The sequence below is a fragment of the Streptomyces shenzhenensis genome (assembly GCF_003688995.1).
Taxonomy (GTDB): Bacteria; Actinomycetota; Actinomycetes; order Streptomycetales; family Streptomycetaceae; genus Streptomyces; species Streptomyces shenzhenensis_A.
The window spans coordinates 362,554-381,254 of record NZ_PENI01000001.1; the positions used below are offsets into that span (position 1 = coordinate 362,554).

The window sequence follows — 18,701 nt, forward strand, 5'->3', positions numbered from 1 at the left end:
GTCCGACCGTACATGGCAACAGCCCCTCCCCGTAGGACGGGAAGGGGCTGTGCAGGGTTGAGAGGGAGGCGGTGAACCGCTGTTCGACTCAGTACCAGTGGTTGGCCTGCCAGAACGCCCAGGCGTCGCACGGGCTGCCGTAGCGGCTGTCCATGTAGTTGAGGCCCCACTTGATCTGGGTGGCCGGGTTGGTCTGCCAGTCGGCGCCCGCGGAGGACATCTTGGAGCCCGGGAGTGCCTGGAAGAGGCCGTAGGCGCCGGAGGAGGCGTTGACGGCGCGGTAGTTCCAGCTGGACTCGTGGTCCACGATGTTGCTGAAGCACTGGTACTGGCTGCTCGCCACCACCTGCCGCGCCATCGCCTGGATCTGCGCGACGGTGTAGGAGCTCTGCACGGGGAAGCTGGCGCTGCCGGCGCTCGCGCTCTGGCTGCGGCTGGCGGCCTTCGCGGCCTCCTCGCGCTCCTTGGCAGCCTTGGCCGCCTTCTCGGCGGCATCCTTCTTCGCGATCGCGGTCTCGGCGGCCGCCTTGCGGGCCGCCGCCTCTGCGTCCTTCTTGGCGCTCGCGTCCGCGGCGATGGCCTGTGCGTCCGCCTGCTGTGTCAGGGACGCGGTCTGCACCTGGGCCTGCTGACCCGCGGGTATGTCCGCGAGAAGCGTCGCGTCGGTTGCCGCTGCCTCGGCGTCGTTGTTCTGCGCGACGCTGCCCGAGGCAACTCCGACGACGCTTCCGACGGCGGTGACCGCGGTGGCCGAGGCCACTGCGAATCCCCGGACCGAAATCCGGCTCACACGGTTTCCTTCCAGCACCGCCCGCTTCGGTGACCCTGGCGGACGCAATCGTGCCCCTGACGCTGGCCTCCCAACTGCGGGGTCACGGGAGGCACGGGCCCGGTGAGCAACTCCCGGCACGGGAGCGCCGCATGGTGCTCGGGCGGCATACGACGACGCTATGGAGTTGGCCGTGGTGCCATGACGCTGGGGCACAGTTGTGTCGTATGCGGGGCCTGACAGGAGTGAGACTCTGCCGTAACCCGCCGCCGGTAGGCAATTCCGAGGTGCGTGTGAAAGCTCACATCCCGCTCGGTCCAGGTGTTTTCAAGAAACCTCCGCACACCGCGACGCCGCCCGGCTAGGCTCAAGCCTTTGCCGGACGGCGCCAACCAGCGAGTAACCGACCCAAGTTGAACAGTTGGGTCAGATGTGTCCGTCCTCCAGCATTTCGGTCACAAGTGCGGCGATCTGGGACCTCTCGGACCGGGTCAGCGTGACATGGGCGAAGAGCGGATGCCCCTTCAGCTTCTCCACCACGGCGACGACACCGTCGTACCGGCCGACCCGCAGATTGTCCCGCTGTGCCACGTCATGGGTCAGCACCACGCGTGAATTCGCGCCGATCCGGGACAGAACGGTCAGGAGGACGTTCCGTTCCAGTGACTGCGCCTCGTCCACGATCACGAACGCGTCGTGCAGGGAACGGCCCCGGATGTGGGTCAGCGGCAGGACCTCCAGCATCCCGCGCGCGGTGACCTCCTCGATCACCTCACGGCTGGTGACCGCCGAGAGCGTGTCGAACACCGCCTGCGCCCACGGGCTCATCTTCTCGGCCTCGGTGCCCGGCAGATAGCCCAGCTCCTGCCCGCCGACGGCGTACAGCGGACGGAAGACCATCACCTTCTGGTGCTGCCGGCGCTCCAGGACCGCCTCCAGGCCCGCGCACAGCGCCAGCGCCGACTTGCCGGTGCCGGCCCGGCCGCCCATGGACACGATGCCCACGTCCGGGTCGAGCAGCAGATCGAGGGCGATCCGCTGCTCGGCGCTGCGGCCCTTGATGCCGAACGCCTCCCGGTCGCCGCGCACCAGGCGGACGGTGCCCTCCGCCGTCACCCGGCCGAGCGCCTTGCCCCGCTCCGACTGGATCGTCAGGCCCGTGTGCACGGGCAGCTCGGCGGCCTCGGGCACATGGGCGTGCCCCTCCTCGAAGAGGATGTCCACCTGTTCGGCGGAGAGTGTCAGCTCGGACATTCCGGTCCAGCCGGAGGAGTCCGTGATGGCCAGTTCCGCGCGGTACTCCTCGGCGAGGAGCCCGACGGACGAGGCCTTGATCCGCAGCGGCAGGTCCTTCGAGACGACGGTGACGTCGAACCCCTCGGCCTGCAGATTGCGGGCGACGGCGAGGATACGTGAGTCGTTGTCCCCCAGGCGGTAGCCGGTGGGCAGCACGCTGGGGTCCGAGTGGTTGAGCTCGACACGGACGGATCCGCCGAGGTCCCCGATCGGGATGGGGGCGTCGAGACGGCCGTACCGGACCCGGTAGTCGTCGAGCAGGCGCAGCGCCTGCCGGGCGAAGTAGCCGAGCTCGGGATGGTGCCGCTTGGCCTCCAGCTCCGTGACCACGACGATCGGGAGCACGACCTCGTGCTCGTCGAAGCGGGCCAGGGCGTTCGGGTCGGCCAGCAGGACGCTGGTGTCGAGAACATAGGTGCGCCGGTCTGGCTTACGACGCTTTGTGCTGGTCACCACGGAAGGACGTACCCCCTCGGATGAGGTCGGGGAGCGACGAGACGGAAGCTGGGCCGGGAGGACGGGACGAACCAGGCCGGTCGTCGGCCGCGCTGCACACGCGCGGGCCGAGAACCGGCCCTCCGCGGCTGCTTCCGTGCAGTGACCGCACGGTCGGGCTGGTGCAAAGGGCCTCCCGGGCGGACGGCCCCGTGCCGCCCGCTGAGATTCGACACCCGTGGTTCGGGTGTCGACCTGTTTGGCTTATGCCCTGGAAGATGCATTGCCATGCAAATGCATGGGACGGCGCGCGGATGAACTCCTCGTTGCCTCCACCCCGACAGGGGCGTACGGAATGTGTGCCGTGCAGGTTGTCCACGGGCCCCGCAGGGCGCTCGTTCAGCCGCCGTAGCGCCGGTGCCGGGCCGCGTAGTCACGCAGCGCGCGCAGGAAGTCGACCTTGCGGAAGGCCGGCCAGAAGACCTCACAGAAGTAGTACTCCGAATGGGCCGTCTGCCACAGCATGAAACCGGACAGCCGCTGCTCGCCGCTGGTCCTGATCACCAGATCCGGGTCGGGCAGGTCACTCGTGTAGAGGTGGCGGCCGATCATGTCGATGTCGACGGACTCGGCGAGGTCCTCGATGGCGACGCCCTTGTCGTGGGCGTCCAGGAGCATGGAACGCACGGCGTCGGCGATCTCCTGCCGGCCGCCGTAGCCGATGGCGACGTTGACCACTATCCCGTCGACGTGGGCCGTGGCCTCCTCGGCCTCCTTCAGCGCCATCTGCATCGGGGAGGGCAGCAGGTCCGGGGTGCCGACGTGGTGCACGCGCCAGCGGCCGTCGGCGGCCAGGGTACGCACGACGTCCTCGATGATGCCGAGGAGCGGGACCAGCTCCTCCTGGGCACGGTCGAAGTTGTCCGTGGACAGCAGCCACAGGGTGACGACCTCGACGTCCGTCTCGGAGCACCAGCCGAGGAACTCGTCGATCTTGTCCGCACCGGCCCGGTGACCGTGGACGGTGCTGGATCCCGCGGCCTTCGCCCAGCGCCGGTTGCCGTCCATGATGACGCCGATGTGCTTGGGCACCTGAGCGTGGTCCAGGTGGCCTTCCACCCGGCGCGCGTACAGCCTGACCAGGAGGCCGCGCAGCTTGTCGCGCAGGTTCACGTGATGTCAGCCCCTCCGTACGGTGCGGGTGCGTCCCCGCGGGCCCGCAGCCTACTCCTGCGGGGCCTCAGCGGGGTTTCCGGGTGCGCGTCGCGGTGGGTCGCACGCACCCTGTCATGGGGACGGCAGACGACCGGGGAACGGTTCCCCGTGCGGCGGCTTGTGATGGCGTCGCGCCGGGCGCGTGGCGGGCGGGAGAAGAAAAACGGGCCGGTCCGTGGGGGGGGAGACGGACCGGCCCGAGGGGGGGTTTCCACCATAACCCTTCGTAAGGGATCCCGTGTGCATCGGCGTGCCACAACTACTCTCCGGAGTTGCCCGACGACTCCCCGATGGACGCGGAATCCCTTGTTCGGGGGTTCTCCTTGGCCGATTCACGGCGGATTCCCAGGTGACCGGAGCGCGTACGGAGCGATCGACAGGCGTGGGGCGTTCCGGCGCCGACGCGAACATTCGCCATACCGTCCCCCCGATGGGCTAACCCGGCAGCGAACGGTGGCTTGACGGGTGCATGGGGCATTCCGGCACCGCGCAGCCCCCTCCGCCACGCGGTGCCGACCGCGTAGCTTTGCTCACGCGAATTGCCTTGGTCTGAACTTACGTGGGGCGTGCCGCTGATGCGAGCCGCTCGCGATAACGATGTGGAAACCCCGCCGACACGCGCGTCCCCGCGCGGGCGGTGCGGTCGCGTACGAGGCCCTGCCCCGCCCTCGCCTCCGGAGCGCACCCGAGCAGCGGTTACCGGCCAATTCTGCCGCCCGGGGCCACGGGCGCGCAGACCGGGCGGTCCGCTGTCCGGTCAGCGGTCCGGTCTGCGGGCGTCGAAGAGGTGCCGGGTGCTGTGCGCGACGAAGGGCCCCTCGGCCTCGATCCGCTCGTGCAGGGCCCGCAGCCGCGGCTCGTACGCCTCGACCGTGAAGCCCGGGACCAGCCAGACGACCTTGCGCAGGAAGTGCACGACGGCGGCGATGTCGTGGAACTCCATGCGCAGCCGCTCGGCCCGCAGGTCGACGATCCGCAGCCCCGCCCGCTCGGCGTCGGCGCGCTCACGGTCGGGGTGGCGGGCCCGGCGGCTGCGCTCCGGCTGCGGGCCGAGGAAGTACTCGACCAGCTCGAAGACGCTGGCCGGCCCGACGTGCTGGGCGAAGTAGGTGCCTCCCGGGCCCAGCACGCGGGCGATCTCGTCCCAGTGCGGGCGCACCGGGTGCCGGCTGAGCACCAGGTCGAAGGCCCCGTCGGCGAAGGGCAGCGGCGCGTCGTCCGAAGCCGAGACGACCACGGCGCCGCGCGGGCGCAGCAGTGCGGTGGCCCGGGCCACGTTCGGCGGCCGGCCCTCGGTGGCGGCGATCAGGGCGGGCCGGGCCGGGGCCGCCGCACCCAGCGCGAAGTCGAGGACCTCGCCGCCCCCGGTCTGGATGTCCAGCGCGGCGGTGGCGCGGGCCAGCCGGCCGGCCGCCGAGCGGGCGTACCCCCAGGACGGCCGCTGCTCGCCGGCGCGCCCCTCGAACCAGGAGAAGTCCCAGCCCTCGGTGGGCACGGCGGCACCTTCGGCGACGAGCTCTTCGAAGGAACGGCGCGCTTCGGGCGACCTCGGGTCCGTCCGGTCCATGGGGGGATCGTCGCAGGACGGCCCCGGTGGGCGCCGCTGGTTTTCTCACGACACGGCGTCCTCCTCGTCCGCCGCCGAGGTCCGGAGGGCGAGGAGGACCTGTTCGCCGTCGGTGCCGGCGTCCTCGAAGCCGTGCCGCCGCAGGAGCCGGACGGATGCCGTGTTGCTGGAGAACGGGTCGGCGTACAGGGGCCGGGTGCGCTCCTCGCGGAGGAAGAGCCCCAGGGCACGGGACCCGATGCCGCGCGCCCAGTACGCCCGCCCCAGCCAGTAGCCGATGAAGCGCCGGTCGCCCGCCGACCAGGAGACGATGTTCCCGGCGACCTCGCCGTCCACGGTGACGGTCCGCACCAGGCAGTCGGGATTGCCCAGCACCCTCGTCCTCCAGTGCGTCAGGAAGGCGTCCCGCTCCCGTGGCGGGAATCTCGACCGGCGGACCGCCTCCGGATCGTGCTCGTAGGCGAGGAAGGTCTCCAGGTCGGCGTCGACCGCCTCGCGCAGCCCCACGGCACCGGGCTCAGCACCCCACGTGGACTCTCCACCCATCTCCGGCCCCTTCGTCTCGAACTCCGTCATGGGGATGGAGTGTGGCAGCCCCCACTGACAATCCCGGCCGGCCGACGCCGACGGCACGCGCGGCCGGGCCTCCTCGACGGCGAACCGCACGAAGCCCTCGGGACCCGGCTCGTCCCCCGCCGGCTGGCAGCACGACGGTGCCGGCCCCGGCCTCCACGAGCCGCTGCACGGCCTTGGCACAGATCCGGCGTCTCCGGCGACGCCACGGTCCGGCACGGAGTCCAGTCCCTCGGCGGCCAGGTCGGCATGCAGCCGGGCGGCAGCGTCGGCCCCGGTGGGGTCAAGGAGGTGGACGACGACATGGTGCGGCCCGCCGCGTCCGGTCGCGGCCCGTCCCTCGTCGATGAGCCGCCGGGCCCGGCGCACGCCGGGAGTCGGCGTGTCCGGGAACATGGGGGGTGCAGCAGGTGGGTGGGTACCGTCTTCTGGGAGGTGGGGTGGGGATGGGGCGTTGGCGGGACGGTCGTGGGGAGTTGGCGGTCCACGGGCTTCGTGGGGGGCTGGTGACGGTTCCTCTGGAGATCGCGGCCTCCTATCGCGCCCGTACCAAAGGGCTGTTGGGGCGCGACGCGGTGGACGGGGCGATGCTGCTCTCGCCCGCCGGCAGTGTGCACACCTTCGGTATGCGGATGCCCATCGACGTCGCCTACCTCGACCGCGATCTCACCGTGATCGCCGTACGCACCATGCGGCCGGGACGGCTGGGCCTGCCCCGGCCGCGTTCACGGCATGTGCTGGAGGCAGCGGCCGGGGCCATGGCCGGGTGGGGGGTCGAGGCGGGGGCGCGGGTGCGGGTGGAGGCGGGGCCGGGGGCCGAGGCGGGCTGAGCGCGGGTCAGTTCTCCGAGCGGGGGAAGGAGACCTCGACCCTTCGGTTCTTCTTGCGGCCCGCCTCGCTGGAGTTGTCCGCGATCGGGTACTGCTCGCCGTACCCCCGTACCTCGAAGGTGACGTTCGCGTCGTTCAGGTCCTGGTCCAGAACCGCCTGTACGGCGTTGGCCCGCTGCTTGGACAGGACGTCGCCGTGGGCCGAGGAGCCCAGGTTGTCCGTGAAGCCGAACACCCGTACCCGTGTCGCGTTCTGGTTCTTGATCTCCTCCGCGATGGAGGCGATACGGGCCTTCGCCTCCGCGCTCAGCCTGGCGCTGTCCTTGCCGAACAGCACCTCGGCCTGGAGGGCGAACGTCACGTCCGCGTTGGTGTCCTCGCGTCGCTCGTCGCCGCTCTGGTCCTCCACCACGGACTTGATGTCGAGCACCTTGGGTGAGGCGAGCGTGGCGCCCTCGGGCAGCTTCAGATCCGGGTCGTTGGGGTCGACCTCGACCGGCGCGGAGGGAGATGCCTCGGTACCGGGCGGAACACTGGGACCGGTCTCGTCGGCCCGGGCGGGGGCAGCGCCGCAGAGGGTCGTGGCGAGAAGCACGGCGGCCGTGCTCACGGCCACCGGAATCCGGGGTGTGGTGGTCACGTGCGCCTCACCCGGAGATCTGGACGGTGGCGGTGGGGAACGTCGGCAGCTGGAAGGTCACCTCGGTCGTGCTCGCCGGCGGTGCCGGGAACTGCATGAAGACGGGGACGGTGTCACCCGCCTTGACCGTCTGGACCCCGGCGGTCGTGAGGGGGCGGCCGTCCGTGTCACGGAGGACGTAGTAGCGCTTCCTGCTCTTGGAGTCCACAAGTGTGGCTCCGCCGAAGGACTGGCCGTTCCTCATGATCTCGGTCTCGTTGCCGGTGAGCTGTGACGAGAGCACGGCGTCCGTGCCGCCGTCGTTCTTGAGCTCCGCGTTCACGGTGATGAATCCGCCGGAGTCCCGCACGGCCGACGTGATCTTCAAGTTCAGGCCGTCGGGGCCGCGGAGTTCAGCCAGCGGCTCTTCCGATGTGCCTTCTTGGGCGCTCGGCCCGGATCCGCCGTCCTGCGAAGCGGACGCCGACTTCTCCGGCTTCCTGTCGTCACCGCCGCCCCCGCCGCAGCCGCCCGCGCAGACGGCCAACCCCACCGCGACGGCCAAGGCGGCCGTCCCTCTGCGAGCCTTCGCAGTGAACCGAATGCTCATTGCTCTGCTTCCTTTTGACTCGTCGTTCGCTTGTCAGTCGGCCAGGTGCACGTCGAAGAGATCCTCGGGTCCCGGCAGATCAGCGGGATCGTCCGGGTTCAGGTCCCAGTCTCGTTCGCAATGAAGCTGCGGCAGTGCGGTGTCCTCGGCATCCTCGTCCAGGAGTTCGAAGGTACAGAGCGGCTCGATCACGGCCGTGGCGGATGCCGTCGACTTCATGTTCTCCGTACCGGGTACAAGGGAATGCCCGACGGACTTGTCAGTCTGGACCTCGACCCGATAGGTGAGCGGATCGAGTGCCTCGCAGTTGTGCACCGTCGCCTCGTTCTGAGCGGCGAGCTGGGCGGCGCGCCAGCACGACGGCTCCAACGGCACGCTGCCGTCGAAGACGCCCTGCCACGTGGTGGGATCGAGCACGTCCTCGAGCCACTTGCCCGCGAGTTGGTCACGGGCGTTCTGAGCCGCCGCGAGCGCCGCCGCGTCCGCCGCCGTCTGGGCGCCGTTCCGGTTGGCCGCGGCCTGGCCGACCGCGAGATAGGCGAACGCGAGAAAGAGCAGACCCGCCACCACCGTGATGTAGACGGGGAAGGCCTGCCCTGCGTCCCTGGACCCGTGCGGGCGCGTCAGGTGATCTGGGTGATCTTGGCCTTGATCTTGTCGAGGATCGCCTTGCCGATGTCCGTGCCGGTGATCGCCAGGACGATGGCCACCACGACCGCGATGATGCCCAGGTACTCGACCGCGGTCTGCCCGCGGTCGCCGCCGCGGCGCCGAACGGCCTCGACCGTCGTGTTCTTCCAACCGTTCACGCGCACCTTCGCCGCCACGGCCGTCCTCAGCATCAGGTCGCTCATCGTGCTCCCCTCCGGGTTCGGCTTCGATCCGGTGAACGTACGACGCCGGGCCGGCCTGTGCACAGGGTCCCAGGGCCCATTGCCGGGCCCAACCTCCGTCGATGTCCGTCATGTCAGGCCACCCCCAGCCATTTGGCGGCCGCCTGGGCGCGGCTGGTGCTGTGGAGCTTGGCGAAGATGCGGTTGATGTGGTTCTTGACCGTCTTCTCGCTGATGAAGCACACGGCGGCGATCTGCTGGTTGTTCAGACCGGACGCGACCAGGTCCATGATCTCCGCCTCCCTCGTGCTGAGTTGGAACCGCGACCGCAATGAATGTCCCACATTCGATTGCAGTTGCGAAAGGTTTTGTGGAGAAGTACCACGAGAATTATGGGGGAGTTCAGCTTCAGCGTGTGCAGTTGCATGCGATCGATGGCGTAGCGGTGCCATCAGGGCGCCGGCCGCCGCGGGCGTGAGGTGCGGGCGGCCGACGGTGATGTCCCGTATCGCGGTGACCAGTTGGTCCACGGTGAACTCGCCGTGGACCAGATAGCCGCCCGCGCCCAGCCGCACCGCCTCCTGGACGATCTCCGTCTCGTGGCTGTAGGTGAGCATCATGACCGGGGCCAGCCGCACCAGGTGCGGCAGTGCCGACAGTCCGTCGACTCCGGGCATGCGGACGTCCAGGAGTACGACGTCCGGGCGGTGTACCAGGGCCGCTTCGTACGCTTCGCGGCCGTCCGCGGCCTCGGCCACGACCGTGGTGTCCGCCCGGCCGGTGAGGAGGACGGAAAGGCCCGCCCGGACCACCGGGTTGTCGTCGGCGACCACGATCCGGAGCGGTGCGGCGGGAGCGGTCGGCGGGAGGTTCTCGAAGGGGTTCGCCGGCATCGGGGTGCCTCCTCTCATGCGTCTCGGGCCTCGTGGGCCGGTACGGGGGCGGGGGGTGCCAGCGCCGCGAGCGGCAGTTCCAGCAGCACCTCGGTGCCCTGGGAGTGGTCGCCCCGTCCGATGTGCAGGCGGGCACCGACCGTCGCGGCGCGTTCGGCCATGCCGACCAGGCCGAAGTGGCCGGTCCGGCGCAGCTGTTCGAGGGTGGTACCGGGGGGCAGGCCCCGGCCGTCGTCGTGCACGCTCAGGCGCAGCAGCCCGCCCCGGACGTCCGCCCGTACGCCGACGTGGGCCGGCGCCCCGTGGCGGTGGGCGTTCTCCATGGCCTCCGAGACGACGGCGAGCAGGTGGCGGGCGACCGCCGGGGGGACGGGAGGTGGCGGCCGGTCGCCCGTCCGGTGCAGCTCGGTCGGCAGGCCCGTGCGGGTGCGGAACTCGGCGGTGAGCGCGGCCAGTTCCGGCAGCAGCTCGGTGCCGTGCGCGGGGTCTGTCTCGCGCCGCAGGTCGGTGAGGAGTTCCCGGGCCTCCGCCGCCGCCCTGCGGGCCGAGCGGGCCACCAGTTCCGCCTGCTGCTCGATCAGGGCGGGGTCCGTGCGGGCGCCCGCTGCGGCGGAGGCCGCGAGACCATCGGCGGCGAGGGCGACGCCGTACAGCGTCTTGGCCACCGAGTCGTGCATCTCCCGGGCCAGCCGGGCGCGTTCGGCGCTCACCGCCTCCGTGCCGGCGAGCCGGGCCTGCACCGCCGTCAGGGCCTGGGTCGCGGCGCCGAAGCGGAGCATCAGGTTGCGCAGGGTCGAGCCCATGGCCCCGGCGATGACGCACAGGCCGGGCAGGAGCAGCGACTCGGCGACGTCGGCCCGGTGGCCGTGCTCCAGGGTCGCGTGGACCAGGAGCAGGATGAGGGACTGGAGCGAGGCGAAGCAGGCCGCGCCGCGCCAGCTGTAGACGAGGCCGGCCAGGAGGGGGGTGCAGACGCTGACGTAAGCGAGGGTCGTGTCCGGGCCCGCCGAGACGAGGAGCAGGGAGCCGATGAGGGTGTCAGCCGCCAGCAGAGTGGGGTGGCGCAGCAGGAGCGGGCCGAACCGTTCCCAGTCGCGGAACAGGACGTACGACACCATGAACGTGATGACGACCGCCCCGCCCACCAGGCGGGCGCCGAGGCCGGGGGACGCGTTGACCAGGGCGGCGGGGGCGGCCAGCGCGATCATCGCCAGGCGGAAGCCGAAGACCTGCCGGCACATCGCCTGGAGGGCGCGCAGCTGGAGTTTCTCCGGTGCGGTGTCGGGCCGGGTCAGGTCCCCGAGCTGCCGGCCGGCTTCACCGTCGGGTTCCCGGCCCGGCGCGGGCGCGTACGCCTGCTCGGGCTCCGTGGAGTCGGTGGTCCGTGGCGCAGGCGCCCGTCTCCCCCGCCTCGGCAGGCGTGCGCGGCGGCGTCCGGCCGCCGCGCCGTCTCTCGTCACCGTCACCGCCATCACCCCCCGCCCGCTTCCCCGTCTACTTGCCCGTGATGGTGCCGAAGTCCACCCCGGAGCCCAGCAGAAGTCCGGCGCCCAGCAGGAGCATCGTGGCCGGGACCATGAACGTGGTGATCATCAGCGTGGCCTTGGGCACCGCACGGGCGGCCTTGCGGCGGGCGTTCTGCGCGTCGGTGCGGCGCATGTCCTTGGCCAGGGCCACGAGGGTGTCGACGATCGGCGCGCCCAGCTCCTCGCCCTGCTGCAACGCCGTGACGAACATGGCCACCTGCTCGGAGTCGTTGCGGCGGCGCAGCTCCGCGAAGGCCTGGCGGCGGCTCATGCCGAGGTCCATCTGGCGCAGGGTGATGCGCAGTTCGTCGGCCCAGGGGCCCTCGTACCGGGCGGCGACCCGGTCCAGGGCCTGCCGGAAGCCAAGCCCCGCGCTCACCACCACCGCGAGGACGTCCAGGAAGTCGGGCAGCGTCCGCTCGATGACGTCCTTGCGGATGCGGATCGCCGACCAGATGCCGACCTCGGTCCAGAACGCGCCGAAGGCGAGCAGGAGCAGCGCGACGACGTACTGGCCGCGCGCCACCATCACCAGGAAGCCGACGCCGCCGAGCGCGCCGTAGACCGCGCGCCGTGCCGCGTACCGGTCGATGGTCAGGCCGCCCGGGTTGCCCGCGAGGTCGATCCTGCGGCGGTACCTGGCGACCCGCTTGGGGCCCATCAGGCGCAGCACCGCGGGGGCGTAGCGCATGCCCATGCGGTCGATCAGCGAGTCGACGGCGCCGGTGCGGGTGGCGCCCACCTCCAGGGCCACGGCCAGGTCGGGGGGCAGCTTGACCTCCGCCCGGTACATGCGGATCCCGGCGAACACGCCCCAGACGCCGAGGCCCATCACCGCCGCCAGCAGAAGTCCCATGCGGATCCCCTCCCTTCCTTCGTTCCCGGCTCGGTTCTCAGACGTCGATGCGGCTCATCCGGCGGATGAGGACGAACCCGACCGCGTACATCGCGAACGCGACGACCACGCAGGCCTGGCCGATCGGTGAGCCGGTCATCCGGTCGAGGGCGCCGGCCTTGACGCCGTTCATCAGGAACAGCGCGCCCACGCCGAGCGCGGGGACGGCGTACGACGTCATGGTCACCTGGGAGAGCTGGGTGCGGATCTCGCGCCGGGTCTCCTTGCGTTCCTCCAGCGTCTCGGTCAGGTTGCGCAGCGCGCTGACCACCTGGCCGCCCGCGCGGTTCGACAGCACGAGGGTGGTGACGAGGACGACCAGCTCGCGCGACGGCAGCCGGTCGGCGAGTTCGCCCAGGGCGTCGTCCATGGAGTGGCCGATCGCCAACTGGTCGGCCACCTTGGCGAGTTCCTCGCCCGCCGGGGCCTCCAGCTCCTCCGCAGCCAGGCCGATCGCGGTGCGCAGGGCGAGGCCGGCCTGGGTGGCGTTGGCCAGGATGCGGGCGAGTTCGGGGAGTTGGCCGATGAAGCGTTCGATGCGCTTCTGCCGCTGCCAGTTGAGGAACAGCAGCGCCGCCCACACGCCGGCCAGAGCGGCGATCGGGCCGAAGAAGGGGGCGAGGACGGCCTGGCCGATCAGCCACAGCGCGGCGACCACGGCGAGCAGGTACGCGAAGAACTCGCCGGGGGTGACATCCAGGCCGGTCGCCAGGAGGCGCAGTTCCAGCTTGCGGCCGAGCCGGGTGCGGCGCAGCCGGCGGTCGAGGGTGCGGAAGCGGCGCCGGCGGGCGGCGGCCGGGACCTGGCCGGTGTGGCTGAGGCGCTCGACGAGGGCGGCGCGCTGGGCCCGGCCCGAGGCGTAGGTGTGTACGCCGACGACGGCCAGGACGCAGGTCAGCAGGGTGACACCGGTGGTGAGCGGGACGAGCGTGTGCAGTTCCATGGGTGCCTGGCTACCTGGCCTCTCGGGTGGCGAGCTGGTCCGCGCTCTGGGCGACGCCGAAGGCCTGCGGCAGGGGCTGGCTCGCCATGTAGAGGCGGTCGGCGGTGCGGCGCGGGAGGGGGAAGTAGTGGAAGGTGCCGTGGACCCGGCCGTCGGGGGTCATGGGCCGGGCGTCGAAGCGGGCCGCGGTGGCCAGCCGGTACGGCTCGCTGCCGTGGCTGTCGAGCAGGGCGATCTCGGTGATGCGGCGGGCGCCGTCGGCGAACCGGGTGAGCTGGACGAGGACGTCGACAGCGCTGTTGATCTGGTCGTGCAGGGCTACGAAGGGGACCTCGACGTCGGACATGGAGGCGAGGGTCTGGAGCCGGGTGAGGGCGTCCTCGGCGCTGTTCGCGTGCACGGTCGCCAGGGAGCCGTCGTGGCCCGTGGACATCGCCTGGAGCATGTCCAGGGACTCGCCGCCGCGGACCTCGCCGACCACGATGCGGTCGGGGCGCATACGGAGCGAGTTGCGCACCAGGTCGCGGATGGTGACCTGGCCCTTGCCCTCGACGTTCGGCGGGCGGGACTCCAGCCGGACCACGTGGGTCTGCTGGAGCTGGAGTTCGGCCGAGTCCTCGATGGTGATGATCCGCTCGTGCGCCGGGATGAGTCCGGAGAGGGCGTTGAGCAGGGTCGTCTTGCCGGTGCCGGTGGCCCCGGAGACGATGATGTTGAACTTCGCCTGCACCAGGCCCGCGAGCAGGAACACCATGTGCTCGTCCAGCGAGCCGAAGCCGATCAGCTCCTGGAGGGTGAAGGAGCGCGGGAAGCGGCGGATGGTGAGGATCGGGCCGGTGAGGGACAGCGGCGGGATGATGACGTTGACGCGCTCGCCGGACGGGAGGCGGGCGTCGACCATCGGGTTGGACTCGTCGACCCGGCGGTTGACCGTCGAGACGATCCGCTCGATCGTCTGCATCAGCTGGTCCGAGGAGACGAAGCGCAGCGGCAACTGCTCGACCCGGCCGCCGCGTTCCACGAAGATCGTGTCGGGGCCGTTCACCATGATCTCGGTGATGGACGGGTCCTCCAGCAGGGGTTCCAGGATGCCCAGGCCGAGCGCCTCGTCGACGACACGCCGGATCAGCTGGGCGCGTTCGACCGTCGACAGGACCGGGCCCTCGCGGCTGATGATGTGGCCGAGCACCCGTTCGAGCCGGGCCCGGCGCTCGGCCGCGGCGAGGGAACCCATCTCCGCCAGGTCGATCTCCTCCAGGAGCTTGGCCCGGTACGAGGCGACCAGGTGGCCGTCCTCGCCCCGGCTGCCGTGCTCCTCGGGGGAGTTGATGCGTGCCCGCAGGCTCATGGCTGGGCTGCTCCTCGTTCAGTGGTCGCGTGGCATGGTGGCGGACTTGCGGGCGTCCCCGAAGTCCCAGCCGAAGACGACCGAGGGGATGTGGACGGTGGCGGTGACCTCGACCGAGTCGCCCAGGTCAGCGGTCACGCACCGGGTGCCGCCGGCGAGCCAGTCGCTGACCGCGCCCGCGCAGGCCTGGGCGACGTCCTGCCGCAACGAGGCGGCCCGCGCCCCGGCGCGCGCCGCCGTCCCCGCCTGTTGCGCGGTGTACGCGACGACCCCGATCTGCAGCCCGGCGAGCGCGACGAGCAGCAGGATCGGGATGAACCCCAGGTATTCGATGGCGACTTGCCCCCGATCCCGACGCCGGACACGGAGCCCATGGCGGGGCCCGACGTCCAGGGGAGCGCACCCGGAGGAACGAGCACGCAGGCGGATGCGGAACTGTCCGAGACGGGCACGGAGCCCGGTGCCGGGCCCGACGTCCCGGGAAACACATCCGGAGGAACGAGCAAGCACGCGGATGCGGAACCGGCCGAGGCCACCAGCCGGACGCCGGCCCCCTGGGTCACCACCCCGGCCCGGAATCCCGGCCCCGCCCTCTCCCCACCGGACACGGAAGTCACCGCCCGGGCGCGCCTCTCCATACGGGCGCTGGCCGCCCACGTCACCCGCCCTGCGCGAGGCGCGCACCCGTCCACCCCGACGCCGGTACCCCAAGTCGCCGTCCCCGCGCGGGAGACGCCCTTCTCCACCCCGGCGCCCACCGTCCAAGTCACCGTCCCCGCCCAGGGGGCGCACCCCTCCACCGAGGCGACGGAAGCGCGCCTCTTCGCCCAGGCGTCGGGCGTCCGAGTCGCCGTCCCCGCGCCGGGAGCGCACCTCTCCACCCCGGCGCAGACCCTCCAAGTCACCCTCCCCGCGCCGGGCGTGCGCCTCTCCGCCCACGCCTCGGGCGTCCGAGTCGGTTTCCCCGTGGACGGAGGTGATGTCGTCTGCCGAGCCGCAGAACGTGGGGGCTTCGTCGTGGTACATCTCAGTGTTTCGCCTCCTCCACCGCGCCCGCGTGGCCGTGGACGGTGACCGGGAAGGCGATGGTCCCCGGGAAGAGGACGGGCACCTTGAGCGACACGTCGGCGGTCACGTAGCCGCTTCCCCCGCACGTCACCGTGGCATCCCCCCTCCACGCCTCCGACAGATTCCGGAGTCCCGCCTCCTGGCAGGCGGCCTGCCGCTCGCCCGGCGCCGCGGCCGTCCCGGCCCGCACCGCCTCGTCGGCAGCGTTCCCCGCGAGCGTGTAGGTGTACCCCACGAGGACGCACTGCCACATCAGCACCAGGGTCAGCAGGATCAGCGGGGTCATGCCGAGGAGTTCGATGCTGACCTGGCCCCGGTCGCGTACCGGCCGGTGCATGCCGTTCACTCCTTCCGGCGCCGGAAACTCACCGCACCCCGGTCGCCGCGTGGCCGATCGCCGCGCGGCCGGCCGCCGCGGTGCGCCGGTCCGTCGGGCGTGCCGGCCAGGCCGAGTTCGCCCGCGAGCGCCCACAGGGCCTGCTTCACCGCGCTCCGGCTGTCGAGTTCGTGGACGCGCCCCGCGTCCACGACGCCCTGGAGTTCCTTGAAGCCCGCGGGGACCGTCGTACGGGCCAGCGCGGTGCCGGTGATGCGCTGGATCAGCGGCGGCTGGATCTCCGTGCTCCTGGTGTGGCGGTTGACGACGACGGTGGTCTCCTCCGCCTTGCGGATCTGCAGCCGGTCCCACATGCGCACGGTGCGCTTGGCGGCCCGTACGGCGACCACGTCCGGGGTGGTCAGCAGCAGCGCCGTCGCGGCCATCTCCACGGCGGTCGCGCCGGCGCCACTGAGCTGGGCGCCGCAGTCCAGCACGACCACCTCGTAGCGGGAGCGCAGGGCGCCGATGATCTGCCGGGCGGCCCGGTCGGTGACCTCCTCGCCGCGTTCGCCCTCGCCGGGGGCAAGCAGCAGGGCGAGGCCGGTGTCGTGGCGGAAGACGGCGTCGGCGAGGACGCGCGGGGAGATGTCGGTGATGGCGGCCAGGTCGACGACGGAGCGGCGGAACTGGATGTCCAGGTAGGAGGCGACGTCGCCGGTCTGCAGGTCCAGGTCGACCAGGGCGGTGGACCGGCCGGACGCCTGGGCAGCCAGGGCGAGTTGGATGGCGGCGAAGGTGGTGCCGACGCCGCCCTTGGCACCGCTGACGGTGACGACGGTGCCGCCGACCCCGCCGAACACCTCGGCGCCGTGGCCGAGATGCCGGCGTACGCCCGTCGACCACTGGGCCACCGCCTGCACCCGGCCGGCCAGTTCGTCGTAGCTCAGCGGGAGGGTGACCAGGCCGCGGGCGCCGGCGTCCATGGCGGCGGCGAACAGGCCGGGACCGGCGTCGGTGGTGACGAGGACGACACCGACGGCGGGGAAGCGCAGGGCGACCTCGCGGACGAGTTCGAGCGCGGGTACGGGTCCGATCCGCTCGTGGACGACGACGACCTCGGGCAGTTCGTCGACGGACTCGGCGGCGAGCCCGGCAAGGGTGTCGACGAGCTGGGTGGAGTCGCCGACCGGGGGGAGCGGTTCGGCGTCCGGCAGTTGGCTGAGCAGGGTGATGAGGGAGCGTACGGCGTCCGGGTCACCGACGGCCGGGAGGATTCTGGTGGGCATGCGGGCCGCCTCTCACTTGTCCGTCGCGAGTTCGTACGTGCGGTCCTTGTCCGGGACGGTGGTCTCGCCGCCGGGTGCCACCAGGGCGAGCCTGACCCGCTGGGCGAACGACTCGGCGTACGTGATGCGCTGCGCGTCGATGGTGGACAGCGCGAAGGTGATCGGGACGGCGTCGGTCGGCTGCTGGTTCTTGTTGTCCGGCTCCAGGGAGGTCAGCTTGCCGACGTCGAGGACCCGGGCGTTGGTCACGATGATCTTGGACTGGTCGGGGTCGCCCTGCTGTCGGCCCTCGAAGGTGGCGTAGACGTTGACCCGGGAGCCCGGGGTGATCTTGCCGGCCACTCCGGTGGCCGCGTCGATCATGATGGCGACCTCCTGCTCCCCCGGCTGGAGGGCGGGCTGGTCGACGATCATGTCGGTCTGCAGCAGGGAGCCCTCGCGCAGGGTGGTCACCGCGATCTTGCCCCGGATCCGCCGCAGATCGGTGACGGCGTTGGCCGACAGCCAGCGCTCGGGCATCCGGATCTTCTCGAACTGGCCCGTGTTCAGCGGCGTGTACGGCGCCACGTTCGACTTGAGCCGGTATGCGGTGACCTCGGGGCCGACCTTGGACTTCACGTCGTCGATGACGGAGAGCACGCCGGCGAACGCGCCGAGGGCGCAGACGACCGACAGGACCAGGAGTATCACGCCGCGGCGCTGACGGGAGTTCATGAACCGTGCAACCTCATTGGGGGAATCGGTCGTGCGCAGTCGTTTGGGTGAGCGGTGTCGCGGTGCCGGATGGCAGGGGGTCGGGTGGCTCCTGGCCTGGCGGGGTCGCGGAGCAGAAGACGCAGCGGTCGCCGATGACGTCGATGCCGCACCAGTGGCAGGTGCTCTGCCGCACGGAGGTGACCAGTTGGTAGAGGACGGAGAGGTCGCCGAGATAGCTGCAGAACTCGATGATCCGGCCCGTCCCCCACCACTGCGCGGACTCGGCAGGCAGCGGGGTCTCGCGCAGCCCGTGCGCACCCCAGGCCTTAGCGAGCGTGCCGGTCCACTCGGACTGCAGCTGTCCCTTGGCGACCAGCATCGAGGTGCTGAACTCGGGTCCGGACAGGGTCGCTTCGGGGCCGACCCGGACGAGCTGCGGTTGGGGGTGGGCGACCACCGCGAACTGGCTGCCCGGCACCCAGGACTTGGCGTGCGCCTTCAGTCCCACGGGGACCCGGTCCAGCTTGGCGACCGAGCCGAGGACCGCGCCGGCGTGGATGTAGTGGGTGAGCAGCCGGCCCGCGGAGGCGAGCACGCCCGGGCTGAGATCGCAGGAGGCCAGCTGGCGCAACTGGCGGGCCAGGACGGCGATTCCGAGGGGCGGCAGGGCGGGCCGGAACAGGGCGATCCGGTCGCTCTCCAGGAGCGACCGCAGGGTGTGCAGCCGCTGGGTCACCGCCGCGGGAGCGGCCTGCGAGCCGACGACGACCAGATGCCCGTGCTGCTCGACGAGCCCATGCAGCTCGGCGAGCGCATGGTCGAGCGGCCGCTTGTCGAGGTCCCGCAGGACGACGGCGGGCACGGTCCGTTCGTCCTGCGCGGACAGCGCCATGTCGGCGCTGGTCACGGCGATGGCAGTTGGCACGCGCAGCTCCCCGCTCTTCACATCCGTGGGCCCACCGGGGTGGCCGGTGTGCCGG

20 protein-coding genes and 1 pseudogene are annotated in these 18,701 nt (G+C 71.5%); 1 reads left to right on the plus strand and 20 read right to left on the minus strand.

Going from position 1 to position 18,701, the window contains the following annotated elements:
* Positions 1–88: 88 nt before the first annotated feature.
* From CTZ28_RS01480 to CTZ28_RS01505, 6 genes and pseudogenes are all read right to left on the minus strand, one after another.
* Positions 89–790, minus strand: a complete 702-nt coding sequence (locus CTZ28_RS01480; RefSeq protein WP_183154209.1) for an aggregation-promoting factor C-terminal-like domain-containing protein — start codon at positions 788–790, stop codon at positions 89–91.
* 405 nt (positions 791–1,195) lie between these two features.
* Positions 1,196–2,521, minus strand: coding sequence for a PhoH family protein (locus tag CTZ28_RS01485; RefSeq protein WP_121887326.1), 1,326 nt, complete (start codon positions 2,519–2,521; stop codon positions 1,196–1,198).
* Between the two features lie 378 nt (positions 2,522–2,899).
* Positions 2,900–3,673: an isoprenyl transferase gene (locus tag CTZ28_RS01490; RefSeq protein WP_121887327.1), complete on the minus strand. Its 774-nt coding sequence runs from the start codon at positions 3,671–3,673 to the stop codon at positions 2,900–2,902.
* Positions 3,674–4,472: 799 nt separating this feature from the next.
* Positions 4,473–5,282, minus strand: coding sequence for a methyltransferase domain-containing protein (locus CTZ28_RS01495; protein ID WP_121887328.1), 810 nt, complete (start codon positions 5,280–5,282; stop codon positions 4,473–4,475).
* Between the two features lie 45 nt (positions 5,283–5,327).
* The gene (locus CTZ28_RS01500) at positions 5,328–5,828 is read right to left on the minus strand and encodes a GNAT family N-acetyltransferase (RefSeq protein ID WP_183154235.1); all 501 of its coding nucleotides are present in this window, start codon (positions 5,826–5,828) and stop codon (positions 5,328–5,330) included.
* 81 nt (positions 5,829–5,909) lie between these two features.
* Positions 5,910–6,239: pseudogene (locus CTZ28_RS01505) on the minus strand (LLM class flavin-dependent oxidoreductase); the annotation flags it as partial.
* 62 nt (positions 6,240–6,301) lie between these two features.
* Between CTZ28_RS01505 and CTZ28_RS01510 the strand changes: the two are divergent.
* The gene (locus CTZ28_RS01510; RefSeq protein ID WP_121887621.1) at positions 6,302–6,685 is read left to right on the plus strand and encodes a DUF192 domain-containing protein; all 384 of its coding nucleotides are present in this window, start codon (positions 6,302–6,304) and stop codon (positions 6,683–6,685) included.
* Between the two features lie 7 nt (positions 6,686–6,692).
* Here CTZ28_RS01510 and CTZ28_RS01515 read toward each other — a convergent pair whose 3' ends face one another.
* The 14 genes from CTZ28_RS01515 to CTZ28_RS01575 all read right to left on the minus strand — a co-directional run bounded on the left by CTZ28_RS01515 (position 6,693) and on the right by CTZ28_RS01575 (position 18,646).
* Entirely contained in the window at positions 6,693–7,325 is a 633-nt protein-coding gene (locus CTZ28_RS01515; protein ID WP_121887329.1) for an OmpA family protein, read from the minus strand.
* Positions 7,326–7,332: 7 nt separating this feature from the next.
* Positions 7,333–7,914 carry a hypothetical protein gene (locus CTZ28_RS01520; RefSeq protein ID WP_121887330.1) on the minus strand — a complete coding sequence of 194 codons (582 nt, stop codon included), beginning with the start codon at positions 7,912–7,914 and terminating at the stop codon, positions 7,333–7,335.
* A 33-nt stretch (positions 7,915–7,947) separates the two neighbouring features.
* Positions 7,948–8,541, minus strand: coding sequence for a pilus assembly protein TadG-related protein (locus CTZ28_RS47920; protein ID WP_259471436.1), 594 nt, complete (start codon positions 8,539–8,541; stop codon positions 7,948–7,950).
* Positions 8,538–8,768: a hypothetical protein gene (locus CTZ28_RS47925; RefSeq protein ID WP_259471415.1), complete on the minus strand. Its 231-nt coding sequence runs from the start codon at positions 8,766–8,768 to the stop codon at positions 8,538–8,540. The genes CTZ28_RS47920 and CTZ28_RS47925 overlap by 4 nt, the downstream gene beginning before the upstream one ends.
* A 113-nt stretch (positions 8,769–8,881) precedes the next feature.
* Positions 8,882–9,658, minus strand: coding sequence for a response regulator (locus CTZ28_RS01530; RefSeq protein ID WP_121887332.1), 777 nt, complete (start codon positions 9,656–9,658; stop codon positions 8,882–8,884).
* Positions 9,655–11,112: a sensor histidine kinase gene (locus CTZ28_RS01535; protein ID WP_121887333.1), complete on the minus strand. Its 1,458-nt coding sequence runs from the start codon at positions 11,110–11,112 to the stop codon at positions 9,655–9,657. Before CTZ28_RS01535 ends, CTZ28_RS01530 begins: the two co-directional genes overlap by 4 nt.
* Before the next feature lie 22 nt (positions 11,113–11,134).
* The gene (locus CTZ28_RS01540; RefSeq protein WP_121887334.1) at positions 11,135–12,022 is read right to left on the minus strand and encodes a DUF5936 domain-containing protein; all 888 of its coding nucleotides are present in this window, start codon (positions 12,020–12,022) and stop codon (positions 11,135–11,137) included.
* Between the two features lie 37 nt (positions 12,023–12,059).
* Positions 12,060–13,004, minus strand: a complete 945-nt coding sequence (locus tag CTZ28_RS01545; RefSeq protein WP_121887335.1) for a type II secretion system F family protein — start codon at positions 13,002–13,004, stop codon at positions 12,060–12,062.
* 10 nt (positions 13,005–13,014) lie between these two features.
* On the minus strand, positions 13,015–14,352 hold the full coding sequence (locus tag CTZ28_RS01550) for a TadA family conjugal transfer-associated ATPase (protein WP_121887336.1): 1,338 nt from the start codon (positions 14,350–14,352) through the stop codon (positions 13,015–13,017).
* Between the two features lie 18 nt (positions 14,353–14,370).
* The gene (locus CTZ28_RS47930) at positions 14,371–14,745 is read right to left on the minus strand and encodes a TadE/TadG family type IV pilus assembly protein (protein WP_259471438.1); all 375 of its coding nucleotides are present in this window, start codon (positions 14,743–14,745) and stop codon (positions 14,371–14,373) included.
* Between the two features lie 634 nt (positions 14,746–15,379).
* Positions 15,380–15,757, minus strand: a complete 378-nt coding sequence (locus CTZ28_RS01560; protein WP_121887338.1) for a TadE family protein — start codon at positions 15,755–15,757, stop codon at positions 15,380–15,382.
* 5 nt (positions 15,758–15,762) lie between these two features.
* A complete protein-coding gene (locus CTZ28_RS01565; RefSeq protein ID WP_121887339.1) occupies positions 15,763–17,025 on the minus strand; it encodes a CpaE/TadZ family protein in 1,263 nt (420 codons plus the stop codon).
* A gap of 12 nt (positions 17,026–17,037) precedes the next feature.
* A complete protein-coding gene (gene cpaB / locus CTZ28_RS01570) occupies positions 17,038–17,739 on the minus strand; it encodes a Flp pilus assembly protein CpaB (protein ID WP_121887340.1) in 702 nt (233 codons plus the stop codon).
* Between the two features lie 13 nt (positions 17,740–17,752).
* Complete coding sequence (locus CTZ28_RS01575) at positions 17,753–18,646, minus strand: hypothetical protein (RefSeq protein WP_398655053.1); 894 nt, start codon at positions 18,644–18,646, stop codon at positions 17,753–17,755.
* Positions 18,647–18,701 lie beyond the last annotated feature (55 nt).